This window comes from Nonomuraea sp. NPDC050540 (assembly GCF_044457485.1).
Taxonomy (GTDB): domain Bacteria; phylum Actinomycetota; class Actinomycetes; order Streptosporangiales; family Streptosporangiaceae; genus Nonomuraea.
On sequence record NZ_JBITHA010000003.1, the window covers coordinates 764,535 to 783,778 of the forward strand.

At 73.5% G+C, this 19,244-nt stretch carries 19 protein-coding genes; 11 read left to right on the top strand and 8 right to left on the bottom strand.

What is annotated here, in order from left to right:
- Nucleotides 1-38: 38 nt before the first annotated feature.
- Nucleotides 39-1,223, top strand: coding sequence for a cytochrome P450 (locus ACIBI5_RS13890; protein WP_397246576.1), 1,185 nt, complete (start codon nt 39-41; stop codon nt 1,221-1,223).
- Nucleotides 1,216-1,962, top strand: a complete 747-nt coding sequence (locus tag ACIBI5_RS13895; RefSeq protein WP_397246578.1) for a lysophospholipid acyltransferase family protein — start codon at nt 1,216-1,218, stop codon at nt 1,960-1,962. The genes ACIBI5_RS13890 and ACIBI5_RS13895 overlap by 8 nt, the downstream gene beginning before the upstream one ends.
- Here the strand turns inward: ACIBI5_RS13895 and ACIBI5_RS13900 are convergent, their stop codons facing one another.
- Nucleotides 1,963-2,307 carry a VOC family protein gene (locus ACIBI5_RS13900; RefSeq protein ID WP_397246580.1) on the bottom strand — a complete coding sequence of 115 codons (345 nt, stop codon included), beginning with the start codon at nt 2,305-2,307 and terminating at the stop codon, nt 1,963-1,965.
- A 107-nt stretch (nt 2,308-2,414) separates the two neighbouring features.
- Here ACIBI5_RS13900 and ACIBI5_RS13905 point away from each other — a divergent pair, with 107 nt between their 5' ends.
- Together ACIBI5_RS13905 and ACIBI5_RS13910 are read left to right on the top strand one after the other, a co-directional pair.
- A complete protein-coding gene (locus ACIBI5_RS13905; protein WP_397246582.1) occupies nt 2,415-3,590 on the top strand; it encodes a sensor histidine kinase in 1,176 nt (391 codons plus the stop codon).
- Entirely contained in the window at nt 3,587-4,270 is a 684-nt protein-coding gene (locus ACIBI5_RS13910) for a response regulator (RefSeq protein WP_397246584.1), read from the top strand. Before ACIBI5_RS13905 ends, ACIBI5_RS13910 begins: the two co-directional genes overlap by 4 nt.
- Nucleotides 4,271-4,273: 3 nt before the next feature.
- On the opposite strand, the gene ACIBI5_RS13915 is transcribed toward ACIBI5_RS13910, so the two are convergent.
- A complete protein-coding gene (locus ACIBI5_RS13915; RefSeq protein WP_397246586.1) occupies nt 4,274-4,972 on the bottom strand; it encodes an RraA family protein in 699 nt (232 codons plus the stop codon).
- Between the two features lie 78 nt (nt 4,973-5,050).
- On the opposite strand from ACIBI5_RS13915, the gene ACIBI5_RS13920 reads away from it, so the two are divergent.
- Nucleotides 5,051-6,277: a bifunctional transcriptional activator/DNA repair enzyme AdaA gene (locus ACIBI5_RS13920; protein WP_397246588.1), complete on the top strand. Its 1,227-nt coding sequence runs from the start codon at nt 5,051-5,053 to the stop codon at nt 6,275-6,277.
- Nucleotides 6,278-6,287: 10 nt separating this feature from the next.
- On the opposite strand, the gene ACIBI5_RS13925 is transcribed toward ACIBI5_RS13920, so the two are convergent.
- Both ACIBI5_RS13925 and ACIBI5_RS13930 read right to left on the bottom strand, forming a co-directional pair.
- Nucleotides 6,288-7,094 (bottom strand): serine/threonine-protein kinase, encoded by an 807-nt coding sequence (locus tag ACIBI5_RS13925; RefSeq protein WP_379612862.1) that lies wholly within the window; start codon nt 7,092-7,094, stop codon nt 6,288-6,290.
- A 411-nt stretch (nt 7,095-7,505) separates the two neighbouring features.
- Complete coding sequence (locus tag ACIBI5_RS13930) at nt 7,506-8,927, bottom strand: MFS transporter (RefSeq protein WP_397246590.1); 1,422 nt, start codon at nt 8,925-8,927, stop codon at nt 7,506-7,508.
- A gap of 112 nt (nt 8,928-9,039) precedes the next feature.
- On the opposite strand from ACIBI5_RS13930, the gene ACIBI5_RS13935 reads away from it, so the two are divergent.
- Nucleotides 9,040-9,579 (top strand): winged helix-turn-helix domain-containing protein, encoded by a 540-nt coding sequence (locus ACIBI5_RS13935; RefSeq protein ID WP_397246799.1) that lies wholly within the window; start codon nt 9,040-9,042, stop codon nt 9,577-9,579.
- Nucleotides 9,580-9,616: 37 nt separating this feature from the next.
- Nucleotides 9,617-10,219, top strand: coding sequence for an AAA family ATPase (locus ACIBI5_RS13940; protein WP_397246592.1), 603 nt, complete (start codon nt 9,617-9,619; stop codon nt 10,217-10,219).
- 6 nt (nt 10,220-10,225) lie between these two features.
- Here the strand turns inward: ACIBI5_RS13940 and ACIBI5_RS13945 are convergent, their stop codons facing one another.
- Together ACIBI5_RS13945 and ACIBI5_RS13950 are read right to left on the bottom strand one after the other, a co-directional pair.
- Nucleotides 10,226-10,549: an ArsR/SmtB family transcription factor gene (locus ACIBI5_RS13945; protein WP_397246593.1), complete on the bottom strand. Its 324-nt coding sequence runs from the start codon at nt 10,547-10,549 to the stop codon at nt 10,226-10,228.
- A gap of 54 nt (nt 10,550-10,603) precedes the next feature.
- Entirely contained in the window at nt 10,604-11,170 is a 567-nt protein-coding gene (locus tag ACIBI5_RS13950) for a hypothetical protein (protein ID WP_397246594.1), read from the bottom strand.
- 132 nt (nt 11,171-11,302) lie between these two features.
- Between ACIBI5_RS13950 and ACIBI5_RS13955 the strand changes: the two genes are divergently transcribed.
- The 3 genes from ACIBI5_RS13955 to ACIBI5_RS13965 are packed head-to-tail and all read left to right on the top strand — an operon-like array spanning nt 11,303 to nt 15,044.
- Entirely contained in the window at nt 11,303-13,324 is a 2,022-nt protein-coding gene (locus tag ACIBI5_RS13955; protein WP_397246596.1) for a sensor histidine kinase, read from the top strand.
- On the top strand, nt 13,321-13,980 hold the full coding sequence (locus ACIBI5_RS13960) for a response regulator (RefSeq protein ID WP_397246598.1): 660 nt from the start codon (nt 13,321-13,323) through the stop codon (nt 13,978-13,980). The genes ACIBI5_RS13955 and ACIBI5_RS13960 overlap by 4 nt, the downstream gene beginning before the upstream one ends.
- A 17-nt stretch (nt 13,981-13,997) precedes the next feature.
- A complete protein-coding gene (locus ACIBI5_RS13965; RefSeq protein WP_397246600.1) occupies nt 13,998-15,044 on the top strand; it encodes a LysR family transcriptional regulator in 1,047 nt (348 codons plus the stop codon).
- On the opposite strand, the gene ACIBI5_RS13970 is transcribed toward ACIBI5_RS13965, so the two are convergent.
- Entirely contained in the window at nt 15,033-16,655 is a 1,623-nt protein-coding gene (locus tag ACIBI5_RS13970) for a tetratricopeptide repeat protein (RefSeq protein ID WP_397246602.1), read from the bottom strand. The genes ACIBI5_RS13965 and ACIBI5_RS13970 overlap by 12 nt on opposite strands.
- A gap of 612 nt (nt 16,656-17,267) precedes the next feature.
- On the opposite strand from ACIBI5_RS13970, the gene ACIBI5_RS13975 reads away from it, so the two are divergent.
- Nucleotides 17,268-18,506: a flavin-dependent oxidoreductase gene (locus tag ACIBI5_RS13975; RefSeq protein ID WP_397246604.1), complete on the top strand. Its 1,239-nt coding sequence runs from the start codon at nt 17,268-17,270 to the stop codon at nt 18,504-18,506.
- Between the two features lie 57 nt (nt 18,507-18,563).
- On the opposite strand, the gene ACIBI5_RS13980 is transcribed toward ACIBI5_RS13975, so the two are convergent.
- Nucleotides 18,564-19,223: a class I SAM-dependent methyltransferase gene (locus ACIBI5_RS13980; protein WP_397246606.1), complete on the bottom strand. Its 660-nt coding sequence runs from the start codon at nt 19,221-19,223 to the stop codon at nt 18,564-18,566.
- Between the last annotated feature and the right edge of the window lie 21 nt (nt 19,224-19,244).

Below are 19,244 nucleotides of genomic sequence, written 5' to 3' on the forward strand. Positions count from 1 at the left end.
CGTTCTCACCGGAGAGCAAGCGGAATAGCGTGGTCCGGGTGGAGCTTGTCTACAGTCCTTACGATCCCGCGGTCATCGAGGATCCGTTCCCCGTCTACGCCAGGATGCGCCGCGAAGCACCGCTCTACCGCAACGAGGCGCTCGGTTTCTGGGCGCTGTCCCGGCACGCCGACGTCGCCGCCGCGCTGCCCGACAGCGACCTGTACTCCAGCGACCACGGGCCCATGATCGATCCCGGCGCGTGGGGGCCGAAGGCGCGTTCCTACCTGTCGTTCGTCGCCATGGACCCGCCCGACCACACCCGGATGCGGGCGATCGTCGCGCGCGGCTTCACCCAGCGCCGCGTCGCCGCCCTCGAACCCATGGTCAGGCGGATGGCCCGCGCGTACGTGGCCGCCGCGGCGGACAAGGGGAGCTTCGACTTCGCCACGGAGCTGTCGGCCCGCCTCCCGCTCGACGTCATCTCCGAGCTCATCGGCGTGCCGCGCGCCGACCGGGCCGAGATCCGCGGCCGCTCCGACGCCCTGCTCCGCTACGACCCGAACGGCGAGATGGGCGAAGACGGGCTCAAGAGCATCATCGGACTCGGCGACTACTACGCCTCCATCGTCGCCGAGCGCCGCGCGTCGCCGCGCGACGACCTCGTCTCCGTCCTCGTCGCCGACGACGGGCTGGACGACGGGGAGATCGTCGCCTTCCTCATGCTCCTGATCGGCGCGGGCGCGGAGACCACCACCCACCTGCTCAACGCCGCCTGGTACCACGCCTGGCGCCACCCCGCCCAGCGCGCCGCCGCGTTCGCGGGCGCGATCGGGGAATGGGCCGCCGAGACGCTGCGCTACGACACCCCCGCGCACGGCATCGCCCGCCGCCTCACAACAGAGATCGAGCTGTACGGCGAGCGTCTCCCGCCCGGCGCCAAGATCTGGCTCCTCATCGGCTCCGCCAACCGCGACGAGAGCGCCTTCCCCGAGGCCGGCGCCTACGACCTCACCCGCGACACCTCCCGCGCGATCAGCTTCGGCGCCGGCCGCCACCACTGCCTGGGCGCCGCCCTGGCCAGGCTCGAAGCCCGCGTCACGCTGGAAGAACTCGTCAGGGCCGTGGAGCCGGACTACGACGTGGACCCGTCCGGAATCCGGCGTACCAGCCACGGCAACGTCCGGGGAATGGTCACCCTCCCGACCACCGTCCAACCTAGGCTACGGTTCGGGCATGGCTGAGATCGTGTACCCGCCGGTGATCGCGCTGGCGCGGACCCTCTTCAAGGTGATGGACTACCGCTTCCACATGGAGGGGACCGAGCACGTGCCGAGGACGGGCGGCGCGGTGCTGGTCAGCAACCACATCAGCTATCTCGACTTCATCTTCGCCGGGTTCGGGGCGCTGCCGTCCAAGCGGCTGGTGCGGTTCATGGCCAAGCAGGACGTCTTCGACCACAAGATCTCCGGGCCGTTGATGCGCGGCATGAAGCACATTCCGGTCGACCGGGGCGCCGGGGCGGGCAGCTACGCCACCGCGTTGCGCATGCTGAAGGCGGGCGAGGTGGTCGGCGTCTTCGCCGAGGCCACGATCAGCCGTTCGTTCACCGTCAAGGAGATCAAGAACGGCGCCATCCGGATGGCCCAGGCCACCAACGTGCCCCTGATCCCGGTCGCCCTCTGGGGCAGCCAGCGGCTGTGGACCAAGGGCCGCTCCAAGCAGCTGACCCAGCGGCACGTGCCCATCAGCATCCTGGTGGGTGAGCCGATGCACCCCAAGCGCGGCGAGAACGTCAACGAGCACACCGCCACCCTGCAGACCCGCCTGACGGAGCTGGTCGACCGGGCGCAGCGCACGTACCCGGAGATCCCGCAGGGCGTCTGGTGGCAGCCCGCGCACCTCGGCGGCACCGCGCCGACGCCCGAGGAGGCGGCGGCCATGGACGCCGAGGAGGCCGAGCTGCGCGCCAAGAAGGACTGATCACGGGCTGACGAGGCAGAACTCGTTGCCCTCCGGATCGGCCATCGTCTGGAAGGCGCCCACCGCGTCCACCTGGAGTTCTCCGACGGCGCGCCCGCCCAGCGCGAGCACCGCCCGCGCGGCGTCGGCGGGGGAGGCGACGGCCAGGTCCAGGTGGAGGCGGTTCTTGGCCGTCTTGCCCTCGGGCACCCGCTGGAAGGCCAGGCGCAGCCCGTCCGGCGGACGGACCGACGACCAGCCGGCGTCGCGGTGCACGGGCTCCCCGCCGAGGACGGCGGCCCAGAACGCGGCCAGGCGGGCCGGGTCGGCGCAGTCGAGGACGAGCTGGCTCTGACGGGCGATCACGGCGCACACCCTATCTCCCCCCGGAGGGGGATCTTCCCGGTGCCCGCGCATCTTTGGTCGCCTCCGGTCCGGTCGCCGCCCGGGGCTCGTCTACGCTGGCCAGACCGATGACGACCCTACGCCAGCTCTTCGCCGCGCACCCGCGCGCCGCCGACACGCTGCTCGCCTGCGCGGTGACGCTGCTCGGCGTGCTGCTGCGGCTGAGCGAGGGCCTGCCGGGCGATCCGGCGACCGCCGCGATGCTGCTGTCGCTGATCCTGGCCCAGGGGCTGCCGCTGGTGTGGCGGCGTACCCAGCCGTGGCCGGTGATGGTCGTGGTCGGCCTGGCCTACGTGGTGTACGAGGTGGCCGATCCGGTCGTCGGCTACAACGACGGGGTGTTCGTGGCCTTCGCCGGGTACGCGGTGGCCCGGTACGCCCGGCCGCCGGGCAGCGCGGCGATGGTCGTGGTGGTGACGGCCGCGGTGCTGGGGCCCGAGGTGCTGCGGCCGGCGCTGGGGCGGCCCGCGCCGCCTGGGCTGTCGCTCGGGCCGCTGGAGTGGGTGCTCGTGGCGGGCCTGGCGTGGGGATTGTGGCTGCTGGGCAGCGCGCAGCGGCGCGTACGGGAGGATGCCCGTCGCCTGCGCGAGCTGACCGACCGGCTGCGCGCGGAACAGGAGCTCAGCGCCCGCCGCGCGGTCACGGCCGAGCGTGCCCGCGTCGCCCGTGACCTGCACGACCTGGTCGCCCACCACGTCAGCGCGATCGCCATGCAGGCGCGCGCCAGCGCCGAGGCGCTTCCCGGCGATACCGGCGTGCGCGCGATCGGCTCGGCCGCCGACACGGCGCTGGAGGAGATGCGCCGCCTGCTCGGCCTGCTCGCCGACGGCGGCCCCGGCGACACCGGCCCGAACGCCTCCCTCGACCATCTCGACCGGCTGGCCGCCGCCGCGGAGTCGGCCGGCTGCCGGGTCGAGCTCACGTTCACCGGCCGGGACGCGGCCGCGGTGCCGCAGGCCGCGCAGGTCTCGGCCTATCGCATCGTCCAGGAGGCCCTCACGAACGTCCTGAAGCACGCCGGCCCCGTGACCGTCCGCGTCGAGGTGCGCCAGGTCTCGGGCGGCCTGTCCGTCGTGGTCGCCAACGGCCCGCCCGCGCCCGGCCACAGCCCGCTGCCCGGCTCCGGCCTCGGCCTCATCGGCATGCGCGAGCGCGCCGCCCTGTTCGACGGCGACCTGCGCGCCGGCCCGCACAACGGCGGCTGGCGCGTCGAGGCCCGGCTGCGATGGGCGGCCTCGGGATGATCCGCGTGCTGATCGCCGACGACCAGGCACTGGTCCGTGCCGCGCTCAAGGCCATGCTGGTACGGCGGGCCGACCTCGACGTCGTCGGCGAGGCGGCCGACGGCGGGCAGGCCGTGGCCATGGCCGCCGACCTGTGCCCCGACGTCATCGTCATGGACGTGCGGATGCCCGGCCTGACCGGCGTCGAGGCCACCGCCCGCATCCTGTCCGGCTGGCCGCACCGCGATCGGCCGCGCCCGCGCGTGCTGGTCCTGACCACGTTCGACCTCGACGAGTACGTGCACGCCGCCCTGCGCGCCGGGGCCGGCGGCTTCATGCTGAAGAACTCCTCGCCCGAGCAGCTCGCCGAGGCGATCAGGGTGGTGGCGGCCGGTGACTCCATGCTGGCCCCGAGTGTGACCAGGCGGCTGATCGGCGCGTTCGCGGCGGTGCCCTCCGCCCTCCTCGACCCGCCGGAACGCCCTCGGGCTCCCGGCCCGCTCACCCGGCGCGAGCTGGACGTGCTGGTCCTGGTGGCCAAGGGACTGTCCAACGCCCAGATCGCCGCCGAACTCGGCCTGTCCGAGGCCGGGGTGAAGAGCCGCGTCAACCGCATCCTGACGAGGCTCGGGCTGGAGAACCGGGTCCAGGCGGCGATCTTCGCCTATGACAGCGGTCTGCTGCGGCTGCCCGGCGGGTGAGGATCACTCCTCGATGGCGCCGCCCACCGAGCGCAGGTACTCGCGGAAGGTGAGGCCGGGGGCGGCCCGCCGTTCCGCCAGATAGTCGCCGAACCGCAGCTGCTCGCGCAGGGAGCGGCCGCCGCGGATGCGCTCGGCCTGGCCGCGCTCGGCGTCTCTGATCCCCTCCGCCAGGCCGAGCACCTCCGCGGCCCGCTCGGCGGGCACGAACAGCACGCCGTCCTCGTCGCCGGCCACGAGGTCGCCGCGCCCCACCGTCCATTCGCCCACGCGGGCGCTGCCGAGCGCGTCGGCGGGCCGCGTGTCCAGCCGCAGCGGGCCGGTCGGCAGCGCGCCCATGCTGAACACCGGCAGCCCGATCGCCCTGATGTCCGCGGTGTCCCGGTGCAGGCCCCAGATGACGACCCCGGCCACGCCGGCCGCCCGCGCCTCCAGCACGGCCAGGTCGCCGACGCAGGCCTCGTCGGTGCGGCCGTCGTTGTCGACCACGAGGATGTCGCCCGGTTCGGCCGACTCGTACGCCTCCAGGAACACGTCGACGCTTCCGACGTGCCGGGCGGGCAGGACGCGCCCGAACACGCGGGAGCCGGGGACCACGGCGCGCACCGCCGAGGGCGCGCAGCGGACCTGGACGCCGGCGCGGATGCATCCGTCGGCCAGGTGCGCGGTGGTCAGGGTCGCGAACCGCTCAAGATCCTGCATGCTCCGACTCTACGTGGCGGTCTTCCGCGCGTCCGGATATGTCCGGCCTTGGGGTGTGGGGTGGCGTAGACATGGGATATGACGGTGTATTCGGCGGTGGTGACGACGGGTATCTACTGTCGTCCTGGGTGTGGGTCGCGGCCGTTGGCGGAGAACATCCGGCTATATGGGCATGCGGGGGCGGCGGAGGCGGACGGGTTCCGGGCGTGCCTGCGGTGCCGGCCGTACCGGGTGGCGGGGCCGGTGTCGGCGGACGTGCCCCGGCTGGTGTGCGCCGCCTGGCAGCTGATCATCTCCGGTGTCCTGGACGGCGGGACCGAGGCGGCGCTGGCCGAGCGGGTGGGCGTGTCGCCGCGGCATCTGCGCCGGTTGTTCCTGAAGCATCTGGGTGCCAGCCCGGACCAGCTGGCGCGGTCGCGGCGGGCCCACTTCGCCCGCCGGCTCCTGGACGACACCGATCTGACCGTGCTGGACATCGCCTTCGCGTCGGGGTTCGGAAGCCTGCGGCAGTTCAACAGGACCATGCGGGAGATCTTCCACGCCGCGCCCGGCGAACTGCGCGACCGCCGGCACCGCGCCGATCGGCTGGTGGCGGACGGCGGGCTCGCGCTGCGACTGCCCGTTCTGCCGGGGTACGACTGGCCGGCCGTCCGGTCCTATCTGGGGGCTCGCGCGATCCCGGGGGTGGAGGAGGTGCGCGACGGGGCGTACCGGCGGACCGTGAGCCTGGACGGGGCGCCCGGCGTGCTCGAAGTGCGGGCCGGGCGCGATCCCGGCCACCTGGTGCTGACCGCCCACCTGCCCTACTGGGAGGGGCTCATCCACGTCGTGGACCAGGTCGGCCGGCTGCTGGGCCTCGACACCGATCCGGCGCCCGGGGCCGCCGCGCTGGGGGCGGATCCCGTTCTGGGGCCTCTGGTGGCGTCCCGTCCGGGGCTGACGGTTCCCGGTGCGTGGAATCCGCTGGAGATCGTCGTGGCGCGCGTGGCGGCTGACGGGCTCGCGACCTTGGTGCGCGGCCTCGGTACGGCCGTGCCCGGGTTGCCCGGCGGGCTCACCCACGTCTTCCCCGATGCCGCGGCGTTCACGGAGGCCGAGCTGGAGGCGCTAGGGTTCGCCAGGCCGGCCGATCTCACCGCTCAGACTGGTTCCGACCTGGCCTTCCGGACCGGTGATCCCGAGGCGTGGCCCGCGTCCGACCCCTCACTGCACGCCGCCGTGGCCAGGTTGTTCCCCGGCGGCGTCGACCCCGAGCGGTGGCGGCCCTGGCAGGCGCTGGCCGCCATGCACCTGATGACCTGCTGAACCCGGGTCGTCAGATGGCGGCCTGGAAGCTGCTCGCCCGCACGCCCGCCAGCAGACCGGCCGTGTGCTCGTTCGTGAAACGGCGGGCCGGGTCGTGGTGCAGCAGGCCCTCCAGCAGCGGGCGGAGGATTCCGGCGCGGCGGGGGGTCGGGAAGCTGCCGGTGCGGGCCATGGCGAGGACGGTCGCGGCGTCCTGGCCCGGGTAGGGCGGCTGGCCCTCCAGGGCGCTGTACAGGGTCGCGCCGAAGGACCACATGTCGGCCTCTTTGGTGGCGGCGCCGCCGTACAGGCGCTCGGGAGCCATGAACGCCGGGGTGCCGCGCAGACGGCGGGACGTCGTCGTGCGGATGTCGCCCTCGGCGGTCGCGATGCCGAAGTCCGTGAGCACCACGCGGTCGCCGGTGAGCATCACGTTCGCCGGCTTGATGTCGCGATGCAGGACGCCCGCCTGGTGCGCGGTACGCAGGGCGGCGAGCAGGTGCTGCCCGATCGCGGCGACACTCTGGGCGGGCAGCGTGCCCACCTGGGAGAGAAGCTGGTGCAGGGAGAGGCCGTCAAGGTACTCCATGACGATCCAGAGCTTGCCGCTCTTCTCGATCAGGTCGTGGACCGTGACGATGTTGGGGTGCGTCAGTCCGGCGGCCATGCGGGCTTCCCGCAGCACTCGCCTGCGCACCACCTCGGCCTCACCGGCCAGCGTCAGCTCCTTGAGGGCAACCTCTCGATGGAGGAGCTGATCGAAGGCCCGCCAGACGACTCCCATACCCCCACGACCGGCCTCCTCGCTGAGGAGGTACCGTCCGCCGATCTCCCGCATGCCATCCCCTCGTTGCTCCGGGGCAATCATGTCATCTCAGCGCAAGCCATAGGGTACCTAACGTGATCTGGTTATGTCGGGAATAGTCAAGGTCCAGCTCAACGCCCCGGAAATTAGATCCCCACCCCTCGCGCGCCCCAGCCCCCAGAGCCTCGCAACTCGGCACCCCACCCCCCAAACCCCTACCCACACGCCCTTAACGCCGTCCCTCCGCCCGTCACCCGCCCGCGCTCAACGCCGTTCCCTCACATCTGTCACTCGCCCGCACCCCACCGCGCGCCACCGTGTCCGTACGCCTCTCATGGCGCTCACCGCTCGCCCCTGCCGTCGTGTCGGCCACACCCCCGCACCACCCGTGGGGGCACCCGCCCATTCGCCTGACGCGTGCCTTCTGCCACAGGGGCGAGGGGGTTAGGGCTGGGGGGTTGCGGGGGTGAAGGCGGGGATCGCGCGGGCGATCAGGGCTACGGCGGCCAGGCAGATCACGGCCGAGGCGATGAAGACCGATAGAAGGCCCCACGTCTCGCCCATCAGGCCGGCCACCCCGGCGCCGATCGGCATGCCGCCCATGCCTATCAGCCGGTAGGCGGAGTTGACGCGGCCGAGCAGACCCTCGGGGATGATCCGCTGGCGGGTCGAGATGACGATCACGTTGGACCAGGTGTTGGTGGCGCCCCACAGGACCGCCACGGGGAACAGCGCGGCCGGGTGGGGCGCCAGGATGGGGGCCGCCAGGAGCAGGCTGCTGAGCAGCCAGGAACCCACCAGCATCCGTCCCTCGCCGCCCCACCGGATCACGCGGTCGCTCACGAACGAACCGCCCACCGCGCCGACGGCGAAGGCGGTCATCATGAGGCCGTACGCGGCGGGTGAGAGCTCCATGCGCGATCCCGGGCCGACGACCCACAGTACGAACACGGCGAAGAAGGCGGCGTTGCCGAGGTTCAGCATCCCGCTGCAGATCGCCAGCAACCTCAGGAACCGGTGCGCCCACAGGTACCGCAGGCCCTCGCCGATGTCACCCACCAGACTCCGCCTGTACGGCCCCGCCTCACCGTCCACCCCGGACGCGCCCCCCGACCCGGACGCCTCCGAGCCTCCGGAACCCGAGGCGGCGATGCCCTCCGGATCGGGCGCGAGGTGCGCGGGCGATCCGGAGACGGCCGGATCGGGGGTGGCGCGTCTGGGCGTGCCGGGGCCAGTGGCGGCCTGGTCCGGGGCGGCGTGTGCGGGCGCGCTGGGACGGGTGGCCAGGTGGGCTTCGGCGGGGGCGGGGCGGTAGGTGCCTCGCATGCCCAGGAGCAGGAGGCCGGCGAAGCCGTACAGGATGCCGGGGGCGCCGAGGATGGCGGGTGGGAGGAGTGCGACCAGGACGCCCGCCAGCGGCGAGCCGATGAAGTCGTTGCCGACCGTCTGGGCGCCGACGATGCGGCCGTTCGCCCAGGCCAGGCGGTCGGAGGGGACGGTCATCGGCAGGACGGACTGGGCGGAGGTGTCGGCGAAGACCTCGGCTGTTCCGGACAGGAGGACGGCGGCCAGCAGGATCCAGAGCGACAGCGTGCCGGACCAGGCGAAGGCGGCGACGGCCACCAGCAGGGTGGCGCGGAAGGCGTTGGCCAGGACCATGATGCGGCGCCGGTCCTGGCGGTCGGCCACGGCGCCGGCCGGCAGGGCGAGCAGGAGCCAGGGCAGTGTGGTGGCGACGCCGGCGAGCGCGACCTCCGCCGGGGAGCGGGTCAAGGTGACGGCCAGCAAAGGGGTTCCCACCTTGAGGACGCCGTCGGCTAGGTTCGACAGCGCCGACGACGACCACAGAAAACCGAACGAACGCATCACGGCTCCGCTAGTGTGTAAAGAAAACTGTGCATGTATTTCTTTGCAAAGATAGGTTTGCACGCAGATGGCCGGCAAGCGGTTTTCGAAGAGAACTCTCGACGTGAACGCCATGAAGTCGTTCGCGCACCCCCTGCGACTGCGACTGTTCGAACTCCTGGAGGAACTCGGCCCCTCCACCGCCACCCAGCTGTCCGGCCGCGTCGGAGAGAACACCGGCTCCACCAGCTACCACCTGCGCGAACTGGCCAGGCACGGGATGATCGAGGTGGCGGAGGGGATGGGCAAGGGCAAGGAGAAGTACTGGCGGGTGACCCCCGGCGGCTTCGGCTACGGCACGCCGGAGGACGCCGCCGACAGCGAGGCGCTCGGCGTCATCCGCGTCCTCCTCCAGGACCTCGTACGGCAGCGCGGCGCCGAACTGGAGCGCTGGCTCGCCGAGGAAGCCGGCACCCCCAGGGAATGGGTCGAGGCCAGCGGCCTGTCGCGCCGTTCCCTGAGGCTGACGACCGAGGAGAGCATCGCCATGCGCGACGCCGTCATGGAGGTGATCGAGCCCTATCGCGTGGTGTCGGACGAGCGCGGGCCCGACCATCCGGGCACCGCCCGGGTCATCGTCCACTTCGACGTCTTCCCCACGGGGGCCGGGTAGAGTGTGCGCCGACGTTCATGCCATAACGGGAGGCCACGTGGAATCCGGCGAGGCTCTCCGTTACCCGCCCGGCTCGCTCGTGATTTTCACCGGGCTGCCGGGGGCGGGCAAGAGCACCCTGCTGACCCGCCTGTACGGCCTGACCGGCGACGAGCACGAGCCCGTGGCCGTCGGCCCGGTCCGGGTGATCGACTCGCGCCAGTCGCGTAACCGGTGGGGGCGCAGGCTGTCGTGGGCGCCCAAGCCGGTGCGGACGTTCGTGGTCTACGTCGGGCACGTGTCGCGGATCGGGCGCGAACTGGCCGCTGGGCATTCCGTGGTCGCGCACAACCGGGGCGCCTGGCCGCACGTCCTGCATGGGTTCGCGTGGCTGGCCAGGCGGCGCGGCCGGCCGTTCCATCTGATCCTTCTGGACGTGGACCCGCGCACGGCGCTGGAGGGGCAGCACGCGCGCGGCCGGGTGGTGCCGGCCGCGACGTTCGACCGGCACAGCCGCCGCTGGCGGCGGCTGCTCGCCCAGGTTCGCGCCGGTTCGCCGGGGCCGGCGGCGAGCGCGACGGTGCTGGACCGCGCGGCGGCCGACGCCCTGCGCGCCCTGGTGTTCGAGGACGTTCCGACGGTGGTGGACACCGGCTCGTAGCCGTGTTCAGTCGTGCCGGGGGATGCCGGAGACCTCGTGGCCGGCGTGGAACAGGGCTTCGTGGATCAGCGCGCGCACGTGGGAGTCGCGTGCCCGGTAGAGGACCCGGCGGCCGTCCCTGCGGGTCTCCACCAGTCCCGCCAGGCGCAGCTTCGCCAGGTGCTGCGAGACCGACGGCCGGGGCACGTCGACGGCCTCGGCCAGCGACCCGACGTCGTACTCGCCCGATGACAGCAGCCACATGAGCCGTAGCCGCGTGCCGTCGCTGAGCATGCGGAACGCCTCGACGGCCGCCCTCACCTGCTCGGCGTTCGGGTCGGGTGCGCGCATGACTCCCTATGGTCCCCGTGGGTCCGGCCCCTGGCAAACCCGCGCGCCGTCCGCTCAGCGCCTGGCCATCAGCAGGCCGATGACGCCGTAGGTGCCGATCAGCCAGGCGGCGCTGACGTACGTGGACACCGCCGGGCCGCCGAGGATCTGGGCCGCCATCGTCACCGGGAACCACAGCCCGGCCGCCAGGGGCAGCCACCGCAGCGGCCCTTCGACCCGCCCGGCGGCGGCGATCGTGATCCCCAGCGCCAGCATCCCGAGCATGCTCAGCGGCCACGCGGCGTCCAGGACCTGCAACCAGAGCGGGAACGCGTCGTGGGTGGCGTAGCCGAAGGACAGGACGTTGAGCAGGAACGCGGCGGGCAGCAGCACGAGCAGGCCGAAGGGGACGACCCGGCCGAGGCGCTCGCCGGTGGCCCGCGCCGTCCAGACCCGCCACACGAACGCCCAGACGCCCGCCACGAACATCATCCCCGTGACGGTGTCGAGCGTCTGGACGCCCTCCTGGATCTTCTCGCCCACCACGACCGTGCCGGCGGCCCACGCGGCCGCGCCGGTGGAGAGCAGCGCCCCCGCGAGCCGGCCGCCCTCCACCCCGGCCGAAGTGCTGTGGGTGATCATTGGTGCCTCCTGAAGGTCGATGAGGCACCCACGCTCTCCCGCCGCCGTCCCGGGCCACCAGGGGCAGATGTCCCGGTTCGAGAGGGATACCGGTCACCTGTCACGGGTGTCCGGCTGTGCCACGCTGGCACGGTGTTCTGGTACCCCCTGCCCAGAGCCGCCGCCACCGCCGTGGCCGTGCTCTCCGCCGCCGGCGTCCTCGCCGCCACCTGGCTGGACCTTCTCTCCGGTACGGCCCCGCGCCCCGAACCCCTCGACTGGTCGATCTGGTCGTCCACGATCCCGGCCCTGGCCCTGGCCGGCGCCGGACTGGTGCTGTCCAGCCGCCTGCCCCGGCATCCGATGACCTGGCTCCTGCTCGGCAGCGCCCTCGTGGCCGGCCTGAACGGGCTCGGCGCCGCGTACGCCGTCCTGTCCTTCCACGTGTACGGCGGGCGGCTCCCGCTGACCTCCGCCGCCCTGTTCACCGGCGCCCGCCTGGGCCCGCTGCTGAACCTGGTCACCCCGCTCGTCCTGCTGTACTTCCCCGACGGCCGCCTGCCCACCCGGCGCTGGCGGCCCGCGGCCTGGGTGACGCTGGCCTCGGCGGGGCTCGCGGTGGCGGTCTTCGTCACGGTCCCCTGGCGCCTGGTCGCGGACACCGCGCGGCCGGGCGGCCCGTGGCCAGGGGTCGACCTTCCGCTTCCGTTCCCGCCGGACCGGGTGTGGCTGTCGGTGCTGCCGGCCGTACCCGTGCTGCTGGCGCTGAGCACGGCGGTGCCCGTGGTGGCGTTCGTGCGCCGCTTCCGCGGTTCGCAGGGTGTGCTGCGGGCTCAGCTGCGCTGGATGGCGCTGGCCGCGGTGCTGAACGGCGTGCTGATCGTGCTGCCCCTCGCGGTCGACGGCATCCCGCAGGACCTGGCGTTCGTCGCGTCGCTGCTGGCCGTCGCCGGCGCCGTGCTGGTGGCCGTCGGCCGCTACCGGCTCTACGACATCGACCCGCTGCTCGGCTGGACCATCCTGTACGGCGGGCTGGCCGTGGCGGTGGTGGCCGTCGACGTCCCCGTCTTCGTGGGCCTGGGCGCCCTGATCGACGAGCCGGTGGCCGCCGTGCTGGCCGCCACGGTGGTCGCCGTCGCCTACGCCCCGGTCCGCGATCGGGCACGCCGCTGGGTGAACCGGATACTCACCGGCAGGGCGGAGCCGTACGAGGTGGTGTCGGCGCTGGCCGAGCGGCTGGAGGAGGCGAGCGGGCCGGGCGGGCCGCTGCCGGAGGCCGCGCGGGCGGTGTCGCGGGCGTTCGGCTCGCCGTACGTCAGGGTGGAGCTCGACGGGCAGGACGGCGGCACGCTCGCGGCCGAGCACGGCGAGCCGCGCGCCGACGCGCTCGTGCTGCCGATCACCTACCGCGGCGAGCGGATCGGCCGCCTGGCGCTGGTGCCGCGCGGGCGGCTGGCCGAGGCGGACCAGCGACTGCTGGCCGACGTGGTACGCCAGACGGCGGCGGCGGTGCGGGCGGCGGCGCTCACCGAGGAGCTGCGGCTCAGCCGCGGGCGGCTGGTCACCGGCATGGCGGAGGAACGCCGCAGGCTGCGCCGGGATCTGCACGACGGCCTCGGCCCGGCCATGGCCGCCGCGGCGCTGAAGGTGGAGGCGGCGCGCAACCTGCTGGATCGCGATCCGCGGGCGGCGGGGGAGGTGCTCGGCCAGGTGCGGGGCGATCTGGGCACGGTCATCGAGGACGTCAGGCGGCTCGTGCACAACCTGCTGCCGCCCGCCCTGGACCGCTGGGGCCTGGCCGAGGCGCTGAAGCGGGAGGCCGAGCGCTTCCGCGGCGGCGGCCTGGACGTGCGCGTACGGGTGGCCGCGGACCTGGGCGAACTGCCCGCCGCGACGGAGGTCGCCGCCTACCGCATCGTGTGCGAGGCTCTGGTGAACGTCGCCAGGCACGCGGCGGCCCGTACGTGCGAGATCCGCCTGAGCACGGCGGAGGGCGAGCTGGAGGTCGAGGTGGTCGACGACGGCCGGGGCGTGGGTCCCGAGGTCGCGCCGGGCGTGGGGCTGATCGCCATGCGGGAGCGGGCGCGCGAGCTGGGCGGCCGGTGCGCGGTCACGCCCGGCGCGGGCGGTGGCACGCGGGTCCACGCGGTCCTGCCGTCGGGCTGGGCCGGATGAGCGTGCCGAGGGTCGTCCTGGCCGACGACCATCCCGTCTACCGCGACGGACTGCGCATGATGCTCGACTCGACCGGGCGGGCCGAGGTGGTCGGCACCGCGGCCGACGGGCTGGGGGCGGTTGAGCTGGCCGTGCGGCTGCGGCCGGACGTGGTCGTGCTCGACCTGCAGATGCCCGGCATGGACGGCATCCGCGCCACCGAGCGGATCGTGGCCGAGGTGCCGGAGGCGGGCGTGCTGGTGCTGAGCATGCACGAGGACGACGACACCGTGCTGGCGGCGATGGTCGCCGGCGCCCGCGGCTACCTGCTCAAGGGCGCCGACCAGGGCGAGATCCTGCGGGCCGTCACGGCGGTCGCGGGCGGCGAGGTGATCTTCGGGCAGGCGCTGGCGGCCCGGGTGAGCGGGTTCTTCGCCCGGCTGGCGCGGGGCGAGGTGCCGGGGGCGCCGCCGTTCCCGCACCTGACCGCGCGCGAGCGCGAGGTGCTGGAGCTGATCGCGGCCGGCCGCTCGAACGGCGAGATCGCCGAGCGCCTCCACCTGTCGCCGAAGACCGTGCGCAACAACGTCTCCAACGTCTTCGCCAAGCTCCAGGTGGCCGACCGGGCGCAGGCGATCGTCCAGGCGCGCGAGGCGGGGCTGGGGCGCGGCGGCTGAGGCAGTAGGTTCGTGGCATGTCCGCGCCCTTACCTGAGCTGGTGCCGCCCGACGAGCCGCTGGCCCTGCTGCTGAGCTGCCCGCCCGCGCTGCTCGACACCAGCCTCGACCAGCTCAGGACGCTGGCCGTGGTCCGGCGGACGGGCTCGGCGCTGCAGGCGGCGCGGCTGCTCGGCAGGGAGCAGTCCAGCGTGCAGAAGCAGCTCGACAGCCTCAACCGCACCTACCGGGAGCTCTGCGGCGAGGTACTGGTCAGCAAGCGTGGCAGGGGCAAGGACTTCGCCTTCACCCCCACCGGCGAGAGCCTGGTCGAGCGGGCGCAGGAGGTGCTGGCCGAGCTGATGGGCGACGTGCACGCCGGCCGGCGGCGCATCGGCACGACGCTGACCGCCGGCACGACCGAGTTCACGCTGTGGATCCTGTCGCGGGCGTGGGAGCGGGTGGCGGCGGAGTTCACGCGGCGCGGCGTGGAGTTCCGGCTCGTGCACGTGCGCACCAAGGACTTCTGGCCGCGCCTGGACGAGGGCCGGGTCGACCTGCTGTGCGGCAGCGTCGTCACCCCGGTCGGCGCGCCCGCCGCCCACGACGCCTACGACGTGCTCGAATGGCGCCGCGGCAGCCCCGTCCTGCTGACGAACCTGCCGTACGAGGACCTGCCCGGCCCCTCGGCGCCGGTCAGCGCGCTCGCGAAGCTGCCGCTGGTCGTGCCGGGGAGCGGGCTGATCGCCGACTTCCTGACGCGCTGGTTCGGGCCGGCCTTCCGCGAGCGCCTCACGATCGCCGCGGAGATCGAGGACGTCCAGTACGGCCTCGCCCTCCTGCGCTCCCGCCTGGCCAGTGGCTGCATGATCGTCACCCGCACCCTGGCCAGACGCGTCGCGGAAGGCGGGCCGCTACGCGTCGTGGACCTGGTGCACGACGTCGAGCCCAAGGTCGAGATGGTCTCCGCGGTGTTCACCAGGAAGGGCGAACGCGAACGCTACGCCCTGGACCATCCGCTGAACCTCCTGTGGGAGGCCCTGCGCGAGGAGACCGCCGAGACCGGGCACCCGTCAGTTCGCTAGTGCCGCCAGCCTGCGGCTCGTCTCGTACGCCTGCCGGCTCCCGGCCTCGTCGCCGTGGCGGGCGCGCACGTGCCCGATCTGCTCGGCCGCCTCCACCACGTCGCGCGCGAGGTCGCCGGCCACCTCCAGCACCCAGCCGAACGCCCCCTCCGCCTGCGCCGGGTCCCGGTGCAGCACCCACAGCAGGCAGGCGGCGGCGGGGAAGGCGTCGCGGGCCGTACGGGGGACGGTGCGCCAGGCGGCTTCGGCCGCGTCGAGGTCGCCGTGCCGTACGGCCAGCACGCCGAACAGCACCCACGCCCGCGGCTCCAGTTCGGCCCGCCCCGCCTCGCGCAGCCGGCCGATGCCCGCCTCGGCGCCCTGCCGGCCCGACTCGATCGAGAACAGGAACCCGGCATGGGCTGCGCCCCACGGCGCGTGCAGCGGATGGCCGCTGTCCATGGCCAGCTCGAACTCGCGCAGCGCCGCCTCGGGCTCGCCCTCCGCCAGCAGGTTCGCGCCCCTGGACAGGGAGTCGGCCGGGTCGAGGAGGCTGAGCCGTTCCAGCATGTCGTGCGCCTTGGCCTGGTCCTCAGGCCCGCCGACCCGTACGGCCAGCCGCCAGGCGGTCTCGGCACTCTGGAGGTCGCCCTCCCTGGTCTCCAGGATGCCGAGGTTGACCGCGGCCTTCCCGCTGAACATGGGCTGCTGCAGGGCCACGGCGTCCTGGTAGGCGCGCCGCGCGCCGGCGGCGTCGCCGTTCTCCTCCAGGAGGGTGGCGAGGTTGAACAGGCCGCCGGAGGCCGCCATCGGGTCGGGACCGGCGGCGACGCGGCGCAGCTCGGCGAGACCGGCGTCGAGGTCGCCCACTTCGCGCGCGAGCAGCACCCCGATGTTGACCGCCGCCATGGAGGCGGCCCAGCCCTCGCCGCGCTGGGCCTGCCTGAGCACGGCGATCGCCCGGTCGTGCTGACCCCGGCCGCTGAGGATGGACGACAGGTCGACCGCCGCCATGGGCCCGTAGCGCGGGTGCCCGGTGGCGATCGCGCGCTCCAGCACCGGCACGGCCTGGTCGGGCTCGCCCGCCAGCGCCAGCGCCGAGCCCAGGTAGGCGAAGCCCTCCGCGGCGAGGTCGGGGATCGGCGACTCCGTGGCCTGGCCGAACGCATGGGCCGCCGCCCGCAGGTCGCCCTCCGCGACCCACATGCGGCCGCGGGCCAGTGCCGCGCGGCCGATCACCTCCTCGGCCGTGGCGGGGCTGGTGCGCGGCTCGACGTCGTGGCGGGCGAGCACCTCGAAGTTCTCGCGCGCGGTCTTCGCGACCTGCCCGGCGCCGTGGTCGGCGGCGTGGCGCCAGGCGGCCTGGGCGGTGCCGAGGTCCTCGTCGATGAGCACGTCGCCGATGCGCAGCGCCGCGTGCGGGGCGAGTTCGGGCTCGCCGCCCTCCACGATGAGCGAGAACCAGTCGAGCGCGTCGGCGTCGTCGCCCTCGGCGAACAGCGTCTCCGCGCACTCGGCCAGCATCTCGGCGCTCTGCCGGTCGCCGGACATGGAGGCCGCCATGGTCAGAATCACGATGTTGAGACCGCTGTCCGGCGGCAGCTGGGGGACCCTGCCGATTCTTCGCGTCAATTCCTTGCCTTTCCCGCGCTCCGATCAAGAACAGAGTGCTTTCTACCAAGAGGTATGGACGAAATGGCCGAATTTCGCGGTAATTATCGGAGGATCATTCGGAGTTATCCGCCAGACATTTCGCCCAGCCAGAGGAGAATCCACGGTGACAGCCCGTCTGACCGCCGTCGCCGCCCGCTTGGCGCTGACGGCCTGCGCCGGTCCGGATACCGTCCGGCATTCGCCTGGACCGCAAAAGCCGACCTGGTGATCGGGGTGCTTCCCATCATCGACGTGGCGCCCGTGTATATCGCCGACAAACGGGGCGTTTTTCGCAAGGAAGGGCCCAGGGCACCCACCGGATCGTCGCCGCCAAGGACTCGCCCGTCCGCGCCCTCGCCGACCTGTCCGGCACGAAGATCGCCGTCGGCACCCTCAACTCCGTCCCGAGCCCGCTGCCGATGCAGATCGCCACGATCGCCTGCGGGGTCGTGTGGCCGGCGCTGGTCGGCACGGCCCCAGATGTGGGCGGCGGTCGCCGTTCTCGGCGCCGTTGGATACACGCTGAACACGGCGTTGCTCGCGGCCGGGCGACGGCTGCTCGCCTGGCATCACCACACGGGAGGATGACCCATGCACGTGCTGATCGCCGGAGCCGGAATCGGTGGCCTGACCACCGCGCTGAGCCTGCACGCCGCCGGCCTGGACGCCGTGCTCGTCGAGCAGGTCGCCGACCTGCGCCCGATCGGGGCCGGCATCAACCTGCAGCCGCACGCCGTCAGGGAACTGTCCGAGCTGGGCCTGGCCGGCGACCTGGAGGCGCGTTCGGTGGCCACCGCCCACATGAGCTACGTCGACCGCCACGGCAACATGATCATGGACGTGCCCCGGGGGCGGGCGGCCGGGTACCGCTGGCCGCAGTACTCCATCCACCGCGGGCATCTGCAGATGCTCCTGCTCGACGCCGTACGCGCCAGGCTCGGCCCCTCCGCGCTGGTCACCGGCAGGGCCGAGCGCTTCGAACAGGACCGCGACCGGGTCCGGCTCCACCTGGAGGACGGCCGGGTGCTCGACGGCGACGTGCTGGTCGGGTGCGACGGGCTGCACTCGGCGGTCCGGGCGCGGCTGCATCCGGGGGAGGGGGCGCCGCTCTGGAACGGGGTGCGCATGTGGCGGGGGACGGCTGAGGCGGAGCCGTACCTGGGCGGGCGGACCATGATCGTGTCGGGGGCGAACGAGGTCGGGAAGTTCGTCTGCTACCCGATCGGCGACGGGCTGGTCAACTGGGTCGCCGAGCTCAGGACCGGCACGCCGGGACCGGTGGCGCGAGCCGGCTGGAACGTCACCGGCCGCCACGAGGACGTCCTGGAGCACTTCGGCGAGCGCCGCTTCCCGTGGCTCGACGTGGCGGGGCTCATCGCCCGCTCGCCGCAGGTGTGGGAGTTCCCCATGGTGGACCGCGACCCGCTGCCCTGGTGGACGCGCGGCCGGGTCACCCTGCTGGGCGACGCGGCGCACCCGATGTACCCGATCGGCTCGAACGGCGGCTCGCAGACCGTCATCGACGCCCGCGTCCTCGCCTACCACCTGGCCACCACCGCCGGCCTCGCCGCCTACGAGAGCGAGCGCCGCGCCAAGGTCAACCGGCTGGTCGAGAATCACCGCCGGATGGCGGTCGAGGAGATCCTGGACGAGATCGCCCGGCGCGCCCCCGGCGGCTTCGGGCACATCGACGAGGTGCTGAGCGCCGAGGAGCGGGCGCGGCTGCACGGCTTCCACGCCCGCGTCACCGACATGGAGGTCGCGGAACTCAACGCCGCCAGGTCATGGACGGTCGCACCGACAGGTACGGCCCGCGCGCCACGGCCGTGACCCGGCAGAAGCCGATCGCCGTGTCGTCGCGTGCGATGCCCGTACCCACGGCGGTGGTCAGGACGGCGGGCTGACGGCGGCGCCGAGGACGTGGCTGACGTGCTGGAAGGTGAAGCGGTCGAGGTGTTCGAGCACGAAGCCCGCCGCCTGGATCGCGGCGACCGGGTCGCGGCCGGGACGGCAGCCGCCGCCGGCCAGCGACCAGAGCGGGCCGACCAGCGCCTCGGCCAGGGCCAGGACGGGGTTGGTCGAGCGGACGTGCTCGTAGAAGCGCAGCCGGCCGCCGGGGCGCAGGATCCGGCGGGCCTCGGCGAGCGTGCGTTCCAGGCAGGGGCAGCAGCACAGGGTGAGCGAGTAGACCACGGCGTCGCAGGAGCCGCTGTCCAGCGCCACCCGGGCAGGGCCGCCGCCGACGATGCTGACCGGAGCGGGCACCTCGTCCGCCACCCGCTCCGCCGCGGCCCGCAGGAACGGATCGGGTTCGACGAGGACGATCTCCCGGACCTCGGGGGGATAGCAGGTGAGCTTGACCCCGTCACCGGCGCCGAACTCGACCACCCGCCCGGTGAGCCCGGACATCAGCCGTTCACGCTGAGGCGTCGGCCGGAACGTCGTGCCGCGGCCGGCGCAGACGGGGCGAGGGTGGTGAAACTGCTCCATGCCGCGGCCGGTGGCGGTTCTGCCGTCGGGAGGCCGATCAGAGGCGATAGCCGTCATGCCCCCACTATCGGCCCGCAC